We start from the raw sequence: 15,805 nt of genomic DNA on the forward strand, positions 1-15,805 counted from the left end.
TCAGCCTACTTTTTTTATATTCGGATACAGACTCTCCAGTCATCTTATGAAACTGTGCAGAAAGATACTGCACACTACTATAATCCATCAGATAAGCAATTTCGCTAAGGGTCAACTCATCCTGATCAACCAATTCTTTTATACGTTCAATCTTATTGAGAATAATATATCGCTCAAGCGTAATGGCTTCGTGTTTGGAAAACATTTTAGATAATTGCTGATAACTAAGCCCTAATTTACCGACTAAATATTCTGACTTCTGCACAATTGAATCCACATTATTCATCTGATGAATCAATTCAATTACAGCGGTTTTGATCTGCTCTACTATTTGCTGTTCATAACCAACTATTATCTCCATTCCATTGTCCTGAAGAATCTTATTGATTTTTTCTAAACCTACTTGCTCCGGATTGTAACTAATAGTTGCCATTCCAATTTTGACTTGATCAATACGGATACCATTCTCCTCAAAAACCCTGCTTAAAACTCGCACACAACAATTACAAACCATATTTTTAATATAAATGGTCTCCGTATGCAGATTATCACTATTGAGTAGTAAGTTACGCATGAGAAAAGACTTAATTATAGTATTAAATTTAAGGCATTTAAATCAGATAAGGAATTAATCTTATTTCTACTAGTTTTTTTTAAACAGATTTATTTAAGGTCGTAATATATACAGAATCAAAAAAAGATTTAAAAAACCGACTTATCTAAGCGATTTTTCACTTAAAAGAAAGAGTGTCTTATTTCAGACACCCTCTTTCTTCTAACAAGTGAGATTTAGTATATGAGATCCATTATTTAACACTAAAAGACAGTCAATTAGGATCTAGTTATACAAGAAATATAGAATTTCATTCTTATATTCTTCCATTTCCACCTCGACCTTTTCCTCCACCTGTTGAACCTCCATCATCGTCATCAGAAACTGTGTCATCACCTTTCCCATCTGGTTTGTTACCGTGAGTTGCTTCCTCAGGCACAAAATGAAAAGGAGAGAAACTTCCCCAGGTAATAGGCATATTATATACCCAGGTAGGCGTTAATTTTTCCCAAACCAAAAACTCTTCGTTATTGTGTACAACTTCAAGAGCCTGCACATAATCATCAGCCTGACATGCAAATCCAAGCGCTCCGGTTGTAAGCTGGTCTTCCTTATCAGTATACCTGTATATATCAATTGCATCCTGAGTTAATGGTTCAAGTCCCATTAAGATATTGTGCAAAATCATATTATCCTTAAGAACTTCTATGTGTGAACCGATTAAATCTCCAGTATCCGGATCGTAATCTCCAACAATGCTGACATAATCCAAAAGAGTTTCCTGAAATTTTCTTCTATCATACTCAAAACTGGAATAATCTACGTAATATCTATATCTTGAATATTGATGCTTATCTGTTTTGTCCATCATTCGAATCTCCTGTTCTACCGTAGGCAAAAAGCAATTAACCTGTGAGGCAGGCATATCAATTCCCGTTCCGATAACTTCCGGAATTCCCATAAATAAATTAACAAAAACGATCTCATCAATATTCAGTGTATTTGATTTATCAGATCCAGCAGAAATACAAGCTGCTGCCAAATTCATGAGCAGTTGACATTCATCTCCATAAACCGACAGGTAGGAATAGGGCTGTGCTCCTGCATCCCAATCGTGATCAAATCTAAATTGAAAATTGAAACCACCCAAACCCAATTCCTCCTCGATTAGGAATTTCAAACCATTATCCTCTGCTGATTTCGTAAAACCATGCAGCAAAAGTTCCTTATAAATAGCCAAGTTCTCAAGAGGTGAATCAATCGGTTTATCTTCTTCCCCCAGAGCTATAGCAGCATCAGTTCGGAACATCATAATACGACCGCAAAAATCGCGAGTCACATTAGCAACTGTACCATCTCCAAAATTCTTGATAACCTCAGCCAGCCGTTTTTCGATAACAGCAGTTGGTGATCGAATAATATCCAAACGACCAAATTCAATAGGTACAATATAAGCTGCAACTTCAGGTAATATTTCCCCTTCAGCATCATAAAGTGCGATAACATTCTCATCTCCTACAACAAAACCATCTACAGGTTCAACAGTTATCAATTCAGTCACTGGAACCGGGTCATCATCAGGAATTGGAGATGATTGATAAACAACATATCCTTCATCGTCACGAACTAGAACCTCCAGGGGGAAAGAAGAATTAAGTCGGGGATTCACAACATCAATTACCCCTTCAATCAAATTATCCTGATAATCGGTACGATATTTCAATTCATACAGAATTGGGACACCCCGATTATCGCGTTCCATTTGCCATAAATCACCATACAGATCAGCTTGATCGACATCGGCCTGCTTACCACCTCTTTTCAGTTCATGACTTATAGTCTCAACATTCTCTTCAATATCGATAGAATCATCCTGGCAAGCAGGTGTGAAAACTATCCCGATGATGAATAGTAAAACATAGAATGAAATTAAACGTTTTTTCATAGCATATCAGTTTTAATTGTTTATTATGAACTACAGAATAACGTGTAACTAGGTACATTAAAGTTAGATATAGTTCATTTTTCAAACAATCCTCATTTTGTGCATTTCCTTCGAGTATTCTGATCACTACAAATCAACAGATTCACAACTGAATCTAAACAGATGGTAAAAAAAAACAATAATATTAGAAATTTAACGTGTACCTTGAAAAGGTAACATCATAAGGATGATAAAACCAACCAACATATCAATCTGCTATGATCAGCTTTTAGTCGCTGAAGGTTATAAAGCTATATTATCTGATCAACAACAATTTCATATTTCTAATTTAATAGAAAATAACACTGATATTCTTACTAAAATAAAATCGACCGAAATAGATTTGTTAATCATCGAATTTTCAGACATAACCAAAGAGAATATTACATACATAAGCCACTTACATAAATCGCTACCGAGTGTGAATTTGCTTATTATATCAGGTATGATCACCAGTGAACTCTTATGCCCCTTAATTAAAGCCGTTGATGGGTATCTGTTAAGAACTTGCTCTTCAAAAAAATTAGTTTTAGCAATTCATGAAATCTTTGAAGGTCGAAAATATTTATGCTCTCAATTAATTCCAATCCTTTTAGAAGATAATCACGAGAATGACTTCAAAATAGATCTCTCTTCACGGGAAAAAGAAGTTCTGTCATTGCTATATACCACAAAACACAATTCGGAAATTGCAGAAAAATTGAACATTAGTCAGACAACTGTTAGAACACACCTCAAAAACATTCGTCAGAAATGTGGTGATAAAAATGAGATACAGTTAATGAGATATGCCTGTAATAAAAACATATTAAAAGAAAACAATATTCCTTTATGCCCCAACTGCAGGTTTTTTTGTAATGGCAAACACAAATAGTACAAATGATGCCTAATTCAGGTTTAAAACTTTATCTTAACTCTGCACCTCTTTGGGTAAAAAAGCTTTAACTCTATAATTGGATTTTTTTATACGTTAACATCTCTGTTTGAAATTAGAACTACAAGGAAATTGTGTTATTCCGAAAAAATCTAATTCAAAAACAAGTCAAGAGAAATCAAAAGAAACTAAAGCCCCTTAAATTTTGAAGAATAACAAAAACATTATTTTTTCACTTATCCTTAAAATTAATCGTGGTTTCAAAACCGCAATTTTTACAACGGATGGTCATCTCCTTAATCGAACAAATTCTTAAAAGGTAGTAAGACAGGCCCGCAAAAATAAAGGCCGAGACAGACATGCCCCAGAAAAATAATTCATCGTCAATATAGATAATCGTTGAAAGAGCTTCGTAAAGACTAGTCATGGCTAAAATCAATAGAATAATGCCAAAACTTTTCCTTATAACAGGTCGGATGCCGATACATGTTTCGTTTAAGTGTTCCCAGTCTGATTCTAGCCCCTCTTTACATCTACACTTCGGATATACAATTGGTCGGTTAGAGTTATTCATTATATCCAGCTATCCAGCCAATTTACAAAAAAACCGGGTCCATTGCCTGAATTATTTGATGAATGAATTACCCGAAAGCCTTAACTAGTCTCTGCTGCAATTTACCCTTATCAATTCTCTGATCAGATAAAATAGCCTGAACGATATACAAACTTTCAGGCATCTCCCCTTTCTTCCACTGCAATGAATCGTTGAATTTATCTTTTATAATTTCCGATATTTTTATCCCAAAAGATTCCAAAGAATGTCTTTTTTTATCCGGAAAATTACACGGGTTTCCTTTATCTCTGGAGCATGATTTACAATGCCAGCAATGCCCCGAAATTAAAATTTCACAATCCGGAAAATCAGACTCAATTAACAACAAACTCTGATTGAAGCGTTTCTTCTGTGCATGATAAGCCTCAAGAGATTTATCAAAACCCAGATTCTTATCTAAAGAAAGCTTGATTCCGATAACATTCACAAATTTGTACCGATTCAAATATTCAGCCATATCAAAATCGTGAGGCGGACACGACCAAAAAGCACCAAAGTTTGGACACTTACTGCAATAACCTAATATCTCATCAGGAAAATAATATTGGAATACTTCCTGAATGGAATTTTCGGAAATATGCAAACTGTAATTTGAAATCGTCTTAACCATCCTGTTTTATTAATTTGCTGAATAGCAAAAGTAGCGATTCACAAATAAACCCAGACAGCCTGCATTTGAAATCTTAAAACTAAAATTTTTATTTAACTCCTTTGTTTCCCATCTTTAAACATTATATTTATGATCAATTAACCACACATAAAATACACGTTAAAAACAAACCAATATAAACTAAATGAAAAAAACACTCTCAATTTTAGCATTCTTTGTACTATTCACTTTTACTTCGTTTGCACAAAATGATAAGGTTTATGAAAACACCCTGTCCGAAATGTTTCAGGTATCAGGCTCAGAAGAAACATTTAAAGTAGCCATCAACCAAATGCTGGCAGCCTACAAAGGTCAATACCCTCAAGTATCTGCAGAAATTTGGAACGGTTTGGAGTCTGAGTTTTTAAAATCGTCAATGGATGAACTTGTGGTGATGCTAGCCCCTGCTTATCAGAAACATCTCACTCAAAAAGATTTGCAAGAGCTTATCAAATTTTACAAAACACCAATCGGGAAAAAATTTGCCGAGAAAACACCACTACTCACCCGCGAAGCCATGCAAGTGGGGCAACAATGGGGCATGAAAATTGGTCAAAACTTTGCTGCCAAAATGAAAGAAAAGGGCTATTAATTTATACCTAGCCTCTGTATAGATTGCTGCATCGTTTCATTACTTTGCAGCATTTTTCCGTTACAAATCACGCCTTACTATCTAAACTTAAAACCATGAGTATCGTTCGATTAATGACATGCGACTCTGCTGTTGAAGCTAACCTCATCAAAGGTCGCCTAAAAAATGAAGGCATCGAAGCTTTTATTACCAATGAAAATTTCGCGAATTTGATGCCACATTATAATCGCATCATGAATTCCGGCATCCAAATCATGATTAGCGATTTGGATTATAATAAAGCAAGTGAAATTTTAGAACTGAATACTAAACAAGAATGCATTTGCCCCAATTGCCAATCGACAAAAATAAAATTCAGTCTGGGCAAAAATAAAATCAAAAAGATCTTTATCATTCTCTTCTCACTCTTTATTGTAACACCATTCAACAATCTAAAAAGTGTGTACAAGTGTCAAGATTGTAAAACTGAATTTTAATATCAGCAATCACAGGCTCTTTGAAACATCACGAAAAGCTCAACTGTCTTTGCATGGAATAATTTCAATTTCCTAACTTCGCCTCATCGATTGAAACAAACGATTATGGCCAAAACAATTAAAACAAACGCACTGCGTATTCTGGATAAAAACAAAATCAAGTACGAGGCTAAAGATTCTTCAGGTTTGGGAAATTCGGATACTCCCGATGCAGATACCACACTCATTCACAAAACACTGGTTGCCCGTGGTGTGAGCAACGAATTATATGTCTTTATTATTCCCCTTTCAAACGAGTTGGATCTTAAAAAGGCTGCAAGTGCTGCCCGGGAGAAAAAAATTATGATGCTTCCTGAAAAAGAACTATTGCCCAATACGGGCTACATTAAAGGAGGCTGCTCGCCTATCGGTATGAAAAAATCGTACAAAACCTTCCTCGAACTTGGTTCAAGCTTTATGGAACAAGTCATTGTAAGTGGTGGGAAGGTAAAGTTTAGAGTTAAACTTAAACCCACAGATTTAATACAGCTTATTGGAGCTGAAACGGCTGATCTTGTAAAATAATTTGCAAAAAAAATCACTTCATATGATATGACGTGATTCTCTTCATTCATCTTTTCTTTACCTCCTAATGGTTTTCATTCCACTTTTTACCCAGCATAGAAAGATTCGCCTTCATCAAATCATCAGGCGACATGGCAATTCTAAATTCACAGAAAGCTTCAAAGTTTAAAAACCAAGGTTCTGCAATAGATGGGATTGCAGATGCATCAGAAACCTCTGCAATCATAACAGCTCCACGGTTGCCGTCTTGTTCTGTAAAATAAATACTTTCCGGCTTGATCTCTTCAAGAATACGCCCGATTAAATCACCAGCTTTACCATTTCGAACCATTGAATTGAAGGGTTCAACCGGAAACATGACATTAACTAACATCTTCATGACTATCAATTTTAATTTATAAGACATTAAGGTACAAAATAAAGCAGTCAAGATCAATCATAAATCTCTCAAAATTAAGGCCCAATAAAATCGAGCACATCAAATCTCCGAATTCTTTTTTAGATTTGCAGCTTAAAACTTGCAAACCGAATCTCATGAAAGATTTCAACAACAGATTACTAATGTGTGTAAAACAGGCTTTGCCATCAGGTTTAAAAACCTCATTATGGCTCATCAAACTCACACTGCCCGTCTCACTCGCTGTGCTCTTGTTGGACTATTTTGGATTATTGGTTATAATGGCTGAGTACACCAGTCCCATTTTCCAGTTGATTGGTCTGCCAGGCGTTGCTGCCATTGTTTTAATCACCAGCATTTTCACCAATATCTATTCGGTTGTCGCAGTACTCACCACTCTGGCTCTACCCGTTCGAGATGGTAGCATTCTGGCTGTCATGTGTCTCATATCCCACGGTTTCCTTATCGAAACAGCTATCCTGAAGAAAACAGGTTCATCGGCTTGGCGCATGTTAATTCTTCGTCTCACTTCGAGCTTTATAGTCGGGGCCATACTCAACATGATACTACCAGGCCAGGCTTCGGAGGGGGCCTATGTTTATCAAACACAATATACCGAACTAAGCAAAGCTCTATTAGCATGGCTGCCCCAAATCGGAACAACACTCTTAAAAATTATCATCCTGGTTAATGCTCTGTTAATTGTACAGCGCTGTCTGGAAGAATTCGGTATTCTTAAATACTTAATCAAACCTTTGACTCCTCTAATGCAACTAATGGGGCTTCCTCCCAATGCGTCATTTTTATGGGCGGTAGGCAATACCATTGGTTTAGCTTACGGGTCAGCTGTCATGCTTCAAAAAGTTGAAGAAGGCCAGCTTAGTCGAAAAGAATGTGATCTCTTGAATCATCACCTGTCCATCTCTCATTCTCAATTGGAGGATCCTTTACTCTTTGTCACATTAGGTTACTCTATTCCCGTTTTAATTATTCCTCGCGTTTTATTTGCTATTATCGTAGTTTGGCTGAGAAGAATTGAGAATGCTTTAAAGGAAAAAAAACATAAAGTAGTAAAAGTAGCCTACCAAAACACCCATATTTAACAGTATTAAATCTCACTAATTGAATAAAACTTAAAAATAATGGGGTCTGTTTTTATTTAGACATGTTTTTGAATAAAATCGTGCACTTTCATCTCATTAACTCACAAAAAATGACGTTTTGCATGGGGGTTGATCAAAACAAGGGTGTTTTTAGTGAAAAATACACAAAGACGGAAGATCACCTTATATCCAATAGGGATATAAGCTGCCAATAGTCCTACTTTCACACTTCACTGCCATTAAGAAGGGGGGCAATCCGAAAAATTCTTTTTTTTAGGAAGAAATCACCTTATAACATGATGCTGTACAACAGTAAATCAGCCTATCATCAAGTAGTCATAAAACCAATACAAGCTCAATAAAATAGGGGCTTACAGGATGATTATCCTTTATTACCGAAATCCGTAATTCTGCTTGGAAAGCAGGGAGGATCTCTTCTATTTTAGCAATTGAAAACAAGACTGAGATGCAAACATGCAATCGTTATAAATCACACCTATTATTTAATGGGTCATTATTGAAAATTGCCTGCATCAGACAAATCTTAAAACACAAACATTAAATAAATAATCACGTCATGACAAATGCTTCAGTTGCTTTGAACCCAAACAAATTGGTTCAGTACTTACAGAAAATGCCTAATGAATTCACCAAAGAAGATTTAATTCGATATATCGAAGAGAATGGCATTCAGATGATCAACTTCCGTTACGTTGCCAACGATGGTAAATTAAAAACATTAAACTTTATTATAACTGACCGTAACCACCTTGACAATATCTTAAGTACTGGTGAACGTGTTGACGGATCAAGCTTGTTCCCATTTATCGAAGCAGGATCGAGTGACCTTTACGTGATTCCTCGTTTTAAAACAGCTTTCGTTAACCCATTCTCTGAAGTTCCAACATTAGACATTCTTTGTTCGTTCTATACCGCTCAAGGCGAGCCTTTGGAGAGTGCTCCTGAATATATTCTAAAAAAAGCTCACAACTGTTTTAAAGAAAAAACAGGCATGACTTTCAAAGCTATGGGAGAGTTGGAATACTATATTAAAAGTGCTAAAGCTGAAATGTATCTTGGTCAAGATCAAAAAGGTTACCACGATTCACAACCTTTCACGCAGTGGGAAAACTTACGTCGCGAGGCAATGGTACTCATTGCACAGTGTGGTGGTAAAATCAAATATGGTCATTCAGAGGTTGGTAACTTTATTCTTCGCGAGGATGGTTACGAACAACACGAAATTGAATTTACCCCAGTTGAAGCTGAAGATGCGGTTGATCAATTATTAATTGGTAAGTGGATCGTGCGTATGTTGGCAGCCCGAGAAGGTGCATTGGTCAGCTGGGCTCCAAAAATTACAGTAGGTAAAGCCGGATCAGGTCTTCATATACACATGATGCTTGAAAAAGATGGCAAAAACCTTTGTGTTGAAAATGGTAAACTTAGTGATATTGCTAAGAAAGGGATTGCTGGTATTATGGATCTTGCTGGTCCTTTAACAGCATTTGGTAATACAATCCCAACTTCATACCTGCGTTTGGTTCCTCATCAGGAAGCACCAACCTACGTATGTTGGGGTGATCGTAACCGTTCTGTATTGGTACGTGTACCTCTTGGATGGCTAGGATCTAAAGATATGGTTAAAGAAGTAAACCCTCAGCAACAAGCCGATACGCGCGACTTCTCAAGCAAACAGACTTTCGAATTCCGAGTACCTGATGGGTCAGCAGATATCTACATGCTGGTTGCAGGTTTAATTGTAGCAGTACAACACGGTTTAGAGAATGAAGACTCTTTGGAAAAAGCTGAAGCTTTATATGCTGATATGGATATTTTCAGTTCTAACTTCGCAGAAAAACTTGAGAAACTAGAGCAATTACCAACTTGTTGTTATGAAAGTGCCGACATTCTATTGGCAAAACGTGAAATTTTTGAAAACAACAATATCTTCCCTGCAGGAAGTATCGATGCCGTTGCTTCTAGTCTTAAGGCATATAATGACAATGGTCTTAACGATCGTATTTTAGGTCATCACCAGGAAATCATGGCCATAGTGGATAAATACATTCACTGTATGTAATCCATTATAATATTCTTGAAAAAGAAAACCGTTCAAAATATGAACACCTACTAACAATCAAAAAGGGGTTTTAGCCATTGGCTGAAATCCCTTTCTTTATTGGAATAAATTCAAAATATATCAAATTGCAGCTGATACAAAAGATGGTGCAAATAATTTATTGAAGACCAATCCTCATATCTCCACACCATCAAATCATCTCATCAATTAATCGTATCTTCGCATAAAACCAAAGAAACAATGGATAAAAATATTAGCGAAGGCTGGAAAGCACAACTGGAAAGCGAATTTGAAAAACCCTATTTCAAGAAGTTGGAACGTTTTGTTGATGATGAATATCAAAACAATGAGATCTATCCACCACAAAATCTCATATTCAGAGCCTTCAACTCCTGCCCTTTCAATCATATCAAAGTCGTTATTTTAGGTCAGGATCCTTATCACGGACCTAATCAGGCTAACGGCTTAGCATTTTCAGTAAATGATGAAATGAGGTTCCCGCCCAGCTTGCGAAACATCTACAAGGAAATGAATCAGGACCTGAACATTCCGATATCGAGCAAAGGAAACCTAGACGATTGGGCCAAACAAGGTGTTCTTCTGATTAATGCAACGCTAACTGTCAGAGCCAATGAGGCAGGATCACATCAGAAAAAAGGTTGGGAAGAATTCACTGATGCTGCCATCAAAGTCTTGTCTGAAAAAAGAGAAAAACTGGTTTTTATTTTATGGGGATCCTACGCACAAAAAAAAGGAGAACAAATTGACTCTAAAAAGCATCACATCATCAAGTCTGCTCATCCCTCTCCCCTATCAGCACATCGTGGCTTTTTTGGCAGTAAACCATTTAGTCAGGCCAATAAATACTTAATAAAGCAAGGTCTGGAACCTATTGATTGGGACCTGAAACACGAAAATGCACAAAGAAGCTTAAACTTTTAAATGAATCAGGGGCTATTGAATAATCAATAGCCCCTGATTTTTATCTTTGTTGATACTATTCAGTCTCGATACTAAGCCTGTGAATTAAAGCTTTGTTCCCACTCCCTTTTAATAAAAAGGTGGTTCTAAAATTTCCATTATCCGTCATCAAAGTTCCAATGAAATAGGGTGAATCAGGCTTTCCACCAATATGCTTCTTTTTCAAACTCTTAGGCTTGTACTTCTCAAAGAACTTCGCCATAATCTGTTTGGCTTGCGATCTACTGTAAATAGCTTCCTTATCTTGAATTTTCAATTCAATTCTATCGCTAAAGAAATTTGCCAGACTAATGCTATTTCCTTGCTGAAATGACGTCACCAATCCCTTGGGTAAATCTTGTTCTTGCTGTGCAAAAACATTAGTACTCAATACCTGAATGGCAATGACAAGCAGTATGTATTTAAAAAATCTCATAAAATGAATGTTTATCGTAAGTTCAAACTCATCAGAACAAATACCATGCTGATTTTAAATCGCAAGGTAATAAGAAAGTGCCAAAAATTTACCTTTTCGCCATATTATCATGATTAACACCACCTTTATATTTTATTTCAAACAGACTGAAGCTATCTTTGTCACAGAATTACAGATCAATTTAAAAAAAGACAACGTTTAAATTTAAGCGTTAAAAAATGATTCAATAAACAACACCATATATATGAAAACCACATTACTTGTCATTGGAAAAACTGATAAAGACTTTGTAATAAAAGGAATAGAAGAATATCAGAAAAGACTGATACACTATATGCCTTATGAGATGAAAATTATTCCTGATATCAAAAACACCAAGAATCTTTCAGAACAGCAACAAAAACAAAAAGAAGGCGAACTGATTTTAGCTCAGGTAAAAAGTGGTGATTTGCTCATTCTTTTAGATGAAGGAGGTAAAGAATTTTCATCCACTGACTTTTCACAATATATTGAGCAAAAAATGCTAAGTGGTGTTAAGAATCTCATTTTTGTTATTGGTGGTCCCTATGGCTTTTCTCCTGAAGTTTACAAGCAGGCACAAGGAAAAATTTCACTTTCAAAAATGACTTTCTCTCATCAAATGATTCGAATGATTTTTACTGAGCAGCTTTACAGAGCCATGACAATTCTGCGCAACGAGCCCTACCACCACGTTTGATATCTCAGTAAATTATGCTAATTTAAGAGCTGTATTTTTTATCTGTCCCCACTAAGATATTGATGTTTCAATACAACTGGCATCATACTTGTGAAACAATTTTTATTGAACGACTGTGTTGTAACTTATATCCTTAATCTTGAAAAAAAATAAATTCATCATTTTTTTGCTTGTTGCTCTATCCCTTTCATTAATTACCGGGATACTAATCGACTCACAAGCAAATGCTGAGAAAAATGCGAAAAAAAAGCTCAAGCATTTTCAAAAAGTTTTTCTTGAAAAGGAAAATTTGCTTGATGAATACACAAGCTACTTAGCAGAAACCTTGTCCAAACAAGATGAATTTATTCCTGAGAATGATAATATCAATACAGAAGAGAATCTGCTCAAAGAAAAAGAACTTTCATTATTTGCTCTCGAAAATGACAGCCTTATCTATTGGAGTAACAATTCAATCAACCTTCCTCTATCAATTATTCACGAAAAGTTTGAATCAAAGGTTGAGTTTATTGATAACGCTTGGTTCTACATTAAGAAGACCCAATATAAAAACAAACAATTTCTGGGTCTTATTCTGATACAACAAAAATATGCCTACGAAAATATATACTTAAAAAAACATTTCGCTAAGGCATTCGATTTATCAGACTCTTACATCATCCATTTTCACGATAATGATCCCAATGCAATTCTGAACAAAAAGGGGAAAGCTCTTTTCAGCCTTGAAAAAGAGAAAGATAATTTCCTATTCCAAGCAGATTACAATAATGCCGTTTATTTCTACTTTCTAAGTTTATTATTAGGAATTTTATTGGCCATACAAATCATCCGAATTAAAAAGAAGATCTGGTTTAGAAGCATTGGTATTTTTGTCTTTGGCTTATTAATGATTGGGCTAAGGTATATCATGCTGAGCAGAGGTATTCCCAGTGTTTTTTCGAGTATGGAGCTGTTCTCACCAGTGCTTTTTGCATCTTCATTCTACTTCCCTTCTCTTGGCGATTTTGCCATAAACAGCTTCTTTATCTTTAGTTTCATTTATACCTACACCAAGTATTTTCCTCATCAGGTTTTACTTAGAAACAAAGCTCAGGTCTTTAGTTATATTTTCTTATTTATCAACCTGTTATTCTTTTCACTCTTATATGCAACGATCAGTATTTTATTCAAAAATCTGGTTTTAGATTCGAGTTTATCCTTCCAGATGTTTGAGATTAAGAACAACTGGATCTACTCCATATTTGGTTTGATTGTGCTAATACAACTTTTTTACGGGCTCATCCTTCTGGGTAAGTTAACCAACAAAAGTATTAAAGATAAAATATCCCTTCCTCTCAGACTTGCAGCCATCATCATTTTCTTTGGCGTTTTTACGCTTTCGAAAAAAATATTAGGCATGCCCATCGACCAATTGGGTATTGTATTCGAATTTACACTACTACTGGCTATAATTCTAATCGAAAGGTATACAAAGCTCAGTTATTCACACACTTTTTTTATAGGTCTGCTACTAGCCGTTTCAATATTCATCAGCAACAGAATAAATACCTTTTCAGAACAAAAAGATAAACAGATTCGTGTCATCGAAAGCTTAAACTTATCTTCTGAATACAGTCCTACCTCTGAAACCTTACTCATCGAGCTTGAAAAGAAAATTAAATCAGACACCCTTTTAAAACGACTTTGTAAAAGTCCAATTATCAATGAGAATAAAATCATTAACCTTCTTGAAAATCGTTTCTTTATTGGTTATTGGGAGCAATTCCATATACAAATTACTGTTTGTGGAGAAAAAGATGAGTTAAATGTTGAACCAGACAATCAGGTTCGGAACTGCTATGATTTTTTCGAAGAAATGACTCTGAAAAACGGAGAAATCATAGCTGGGAGTAACTTTTACAACCTAAACGAATACGATGGTATGATCTCGTACCTTGGAATATTTGAATTTCAATCAGAAAAGGCTCAACTCCACCGGCTGTATATTCGCCTCGATTCCAAATCCAGATCGCAAGGCTTGGGATACCCCGACCTTCTTCTTGATGAAAAAGTTCAGGTTCTGGCAACTGGTAAAGATTATTCCTATGGCAAATATCGAAACGGAAAACTCATTGCCTCTTCGGGTACATTCAACTATTACTTAAACGATGCGGGTTTTGGTAAATCAAAAGAAAACCATGCCTGGGTAAAACTCGATCATTACTCTCATCTTATCTATCGTTTTGGAGAGAGTTCCATTGTATTAAGCTCTCCTGAGATAACCTGGTTAAAGAAATTTATTACCATACCTTACGTCTTTATTCTTTTTTACATTTTCACCATCATCATTAGTTTTATTGAACGTTTCCCCTGGCAATTGAGGTTAAAATATAGTTTTAAATACCGTATCCAATATTCCATTATCGCAGTTTTAATGCTCTTCTTCATTCTGCTGGGAGGGGGTAGTATTTATTACAACATCGAACAATTCAACCAGAAACACAATAAAGAACTGAGTGAGAAACTTCAGATTATCAAACAAGAAATCATTCAGGATTTGGAATTCAAAGCCGATAAAAATGTGATAACCGGGAAGTTACAGCAGATATCAAATCTAATTTTTGCTGACATACATCTTTACAACACTAATGGGAAACTAATTGCCTCATCACGTCACGAAATATTCGAGAAAAAGCTGCAAGGCCAACAAATGAACTTCTCAGCATTTTATCAGTTATTCTATAAAGAAAGAACCCATTTTATTCATAAAGAAAAGATTGGGCATATGGAATACCTATCAGCTTATGAAAGTTTGGTTGATGCCAACAATCAGCGACTGGCTTTTATCAATTTACCCTACTTCATCAAAAGTCAGGATCTGAAATCAGAGTTGTTTAACTTGATTCTCACAGGTATTAACCTGCACTTGTTTATGATTTTGATAGCCATTTTTGTTTCTGTGATTATCTCAAATAAAATCACTCAACCCTTAAGACTCATCGAAAATAAACTGCAAAGCACACGTTTCGGAACACACAGTGCCGCAATTGAATACAATAAAAATGATGAGATAGGTAGTTTGATTAAGGTGTACAACAAGATGCTGCTCGATTTGGAACAATCAGCTGAACTTCTGGCACAATCTGAACGGGAATCTGCATGGAGAGAGATGGCCCGTCAGGTCGCTCATGAAATTAAGAATCCTTTAACTCCAATGAAACTAAGCATTCAGTTTCTATTGCGTCGCTACGACGATCAATCTCCGGATTGGGGCAAGCATCTCAAACAAGTCAGCGAAACACTCATTCATCAGATAGATACCCTTTCGTCTATTGCCACCGCTTTTTCAAACTTTGCTAAAATGCCCGAAGCAAAAGCCGAAGATTTAAATCTGGTAGATATCCTAATCCATGTGCTTTCTCTATATAAAAATGATGCACATGAAATTGAACTCAAACTAAACGGAATTGAAAAAGCGATGGCAAGTCTGGATCGGGAACAATTTGTTCGCATCTATGTTAACCTTTTAAATAATGCCATCGAATCAATTCCTGTTGATCAGGAAGGAAAAATAAGCCTGGAATTGAAAGAAGAACCAGATCATTGGCTTAGCTCGGTTTCGGATACAGGAAAAGGTGTTGATCCTAAAATTAAAGGGCGACTTTTCTATCCGAACTTCACAACAAAATCAAGTGGAATGGGACTAGGTCTTGCCATTGTTAAAAACAGTGTGGTTCAGGCAGGTGGCGAAATTTGGGTTGAATCAGAATTAGGCAAAGGAAGTTGTTTTTACATCAAAATACCCAAACTGATTCAGTCCTAAT

At 35.8% G+C, this 15,805-nt stretch carries 14 protein-coding genes; 9 read left to right on the forward strand and 5 right to left on the reverse strand.

Annotated features, from left to right (window positions below; translation table 11 throughout):
- Positions 1-574, reverse strand: a 574-nt coding sequence (locus tag EO244_RS15990) for a helix-turn-helix domain-containing protein (RefSeq protein WP_164977523.1), incomplete at its 3' end; no start/stop codon positions are given.
- Between the two features lie 295 nt (positions 575-869).
- Positions 870-2,498, reverse strand: coding sequence for a hypothetical protein (locus tag EO244_RS15995; RefSeq protein WP_129255695.1), 1,629 nt, complete (start codon positions 2,496-2,498; stop codon positions 870-872).
- A 226-nt stretch (positions 2,499-2,724) separates the two neighbouring features.
- Here EO244_RS15995 and EO244_RS17155 point away from each other — a divergent pair, with 226 nt between their 5' ends.
- Positions 2,725-3,411: a response regulator transcription factor gene (locus EO244_RS17155; RefSeq protein WP_262707924.1), complete on the forward strand. Its 687-nt coding sequence runs from the start codon at positions 2,725-2,727 to the stop codon at positions 3,409-3,411.
- A gap of 641 nt (positions 3,412-4,052) precedes the next feature.
- Here the strand turns inward: EO244_RS17155 and EO244_RS16010 are convergent.
- Complete coding sequence (locus EO244_RS16010; protein ID WP_129255697.1) at positions 4,053-4,634, reverse strand: DUF2284 domain-containing protein; 582 nt, start codon at positions 4,632-4,634, stop codon at positions 4,053-4,055.
- A 184-nt stretch (positions 4,635-4,818) separates the two neighbouring features.
- On the opposite strand from EO244_RS16010, the gene EO244_RS16015 reads away from it, so the two are divergent.
- The 3 genes from EO244_RS16015 to EO244_RS16025 all read left to right on the forward strand — a co-directional run bounded on the left by EO244_RS16015 (position 4,819) and on the right by EO244_RS16025 (position 6,305).
- Entirely contained in the window at positions 4,819-5,265 is a 447-nt protein-coding gene (locus EO244_RS16015; protein ID WP_129255698.1) for a DUF2059 domain-containing protein, read from the forward strand.
- A 95-nt stretch (positions 5,266-5,360) separates the two neighbouring features.
- Complete coding sequence (locus EO244_RS16020) at positions 5,361-5,741, forward strand: putative signal transducing protein (RefSeq protein WP_129255699.1); 381 nt, start codon at positions 5,361-5,363, stop codon at positions 5,739-5,741.
- Positions 5,742-5,846: 105 nt separating this feature from the next.
- A complete protein-coding gene (locus EO244_RS16025) occupies positions 5,847-6,305 on the forward strand; it encodes an aminoacyl-tRNA deacylase (protein ID WP_129255700.1) in 459 nt (152 codons plus the stop codon).
- Between the two features lie 64 nt (positions 6,306-6,369).
- Here EO244_RS16025 and EO244_RS16030 read toward each other — a convergent pair whose 3' ends face one another.
- Positions 6,370-6,684 (reverse strand): panthothenate synthetase, encoded by a 315-nt coding sequence (locus EO244_RS16030; protein ID WP_129255701.1) that lies wholly within the window; start codon positions 6,682-6,684, stop codon positions 6,370-6,372.
- A gap of 155 nt (positions 6,685-6,839) precedes the next feature.
- Here EO244_RS16030 and EO244_RS16035 point away from each other — a divergent pair, with 155 nt between their 5' ends.
- The 3 genes from EO244_RS16035 to EO244_RS16045 all read left to right on the forward strand — a co-directional run bounded on the left by EO244_RS16035 (position 6,840) and on the right by EO244_RS16045 (position 10,830).
- Positions 6,840-7,805, forward strand: a complete 966-nt coding sequence (locus EO244_RS16035; RefSeq protein WP_129255702.1) for a nucleoside recognition protein — start codon at positions 6,840-6,842, stop codon at positions 7,803-7,805.
- 577 nt (positions 7,806-8,382) lie between these two features.
- Positions 8,383-9,888 (forward strand): glutamine synthetase family protein, encoded by a 1,506-nt coding sequence (locus EO244_RS16040; protein ID WP_129255703.1) that lies wholly within the window; start codon positions 8,383-8,385, stop codon positions 9,886-9,888.
- 240 nt (positions 9,889-10,128) lie between these two features.
- Positions 10,129-10,830, forward strand: a complete 702-nt coding sequence (locus tag EO244_RS16045; protein ID WP_129255704.1) for a uracil-DNA glycosylase — start codon at positions 10,129-10,131, stop codon at positions 10,828-10,830.
- A gap of 55 nt (positions 10,831-10,885) precedes the next feature.
- Here EO244_RS16045 and EO244_RS16050 read toward each other — a convergent pair whose 3' ends face one another.
- Positions 10,886-11,284 carry a DUF4783 domain-containing protein gene (locus EO244_RS16050; RefSeq protein ID WP_129255705.1) on the reverse strand — a complete coding sequence of 133 codons (399 nt, stop codon included), beginning with the start codon at positions 11,282-11,284 and terminating at the stop codon, positions 10,886-10,888.
- A 244-nt stretch (positions 11,285-11,528) separates the two neighbouring features.
- Between EO244_RS16050 and rlmH the strand changes: the two genes are divergently transcribed.
- Together rlmH and EO244_RS16060 are read left to right on the forward strand one after the other, a co-directional pair.
- Complete coding sequence (gene rlmH, locus EO244_RS16055) at positions 11,529-12,002, forward strand: 23S rRNA (pseudouridine(1915)-N(3))-methyltransferase RlmH (protein ID WP_129255706.1); 474 nt, start codon at positions 11,529-11,531, stop codon at positions 12,000-12,002.
- Positions 12,003-12,141: 139 nt separating this feature from the next.
- On the forward strand, positions 12,142-15,804 hold the full coding sequence (locus EO244_RS16060; protein WP_129255707.1) for an ATP-binding protein: 3,663 nt from the start codon (positions 12,142-12,144) through the stop codon (positions 15,802-15,804).
- Position 15,805: the final 1 nt, after the last annotated feature.

The sequence above is a fragment of the Ancylomarina salipaludis genome (assembly GCF_004122035.1).
Taxonomy (GTDB): Bacteria; Bacteroidota; Bacteroidia; order Bacteroidales; family Marinifilaceae; genus Ancylomarina; species Ancylomarina salipaludis.

What these genes read in the sequence shown, in the direction of transcription:
- EO244_RS16025 (WP_129255700.1), top strand. Translation starts at nt 5,847, where the DNA reads ATGGCCAAAACAATTAAAACAAACGCACTGCGTATTCTGGATAAAAAC.
- EO244_RS16040 (WP_129255703.1), top strand. Translation starts at nt 8,383, where the DNA reads ATGACAAATGCTTCAGTTGCTTTGAACCCAAACAAATTGGTTCAGTAC.
- EO244_RS16035 (WP_129255702.1), top strand. Translation starts at nt 6,840, where the DNA reads ATGAAAGATTTCAACAACAGATTACTAATGTGTGTAAAACAGGCTTTG.
- rlmH (WP_129255706.1), top strand. Translation starts at nt 11,529, where the DNA reads ATGAAAACCACATTACTTGTCATTGGAAAAACTGATAAAGACTTTGTA.
- EO244_RS15995 (WP_129255695.1), bottom strand. Translation starts at nt 2,498, where the DNA reads ATGAAAAAACGTTTAATTTCATTCTATGTTTTACTATTCATCATCGGG.
- EO244_RS17155 (WP_262707924.1), top strand. Translation starts at nt 2,725, where the DNA reads ATGATAAAACCAACCAACATATCAATCTGCTATGATCAGCTTTTAGTC.
- EO244_RS16050 (WP_129255705.1), bottom strand. Translation starts at nt 11,284, where the DNA reads ATGAGATTTTTTAAATACATACTGCTTGTCATTGCCATTCAGGTATTG.
- EO244_RS16010 (WP_129255697.1), bottom strand. Translation starts at nt 4,634, where the DNA reads ATGGTTAAGACGATTTCAAATTACAGTTTGCATATTTCCGAAAATTCC.
- EO244_RS16030 (WP_129255701.1), bottom strand. Translation starts at nt 6,684, where the DNA reads ATGAAGATGTTAGTTAATGTCATGTTTCCGGTTGAACCCTTCAATTCA.
- EO244_RS16015 (WP_129255698.1), top strand. Translation starts at nt 4,819, where the DNA reads ATGAAAAAAACACTCTCAATTTTAGCATTCTTTGTACTATTCACTTTT.
- EO244_RS16020 (WP_129255699.1), top strand. Translation starts at nt 5,361, where the DNA reads ATGAGTATCGTTCGATTAATGACATGCGACTCTGCTGTTGAAGCTAAC.
- EO244_RS16045 (WP_129255704.1), top strand. Translation starts at nt 10,129, where the DNA reads ATGGATAAAAATATTAGCGAAGGCTGGAAAGCACAACTGGAAAGCGAA.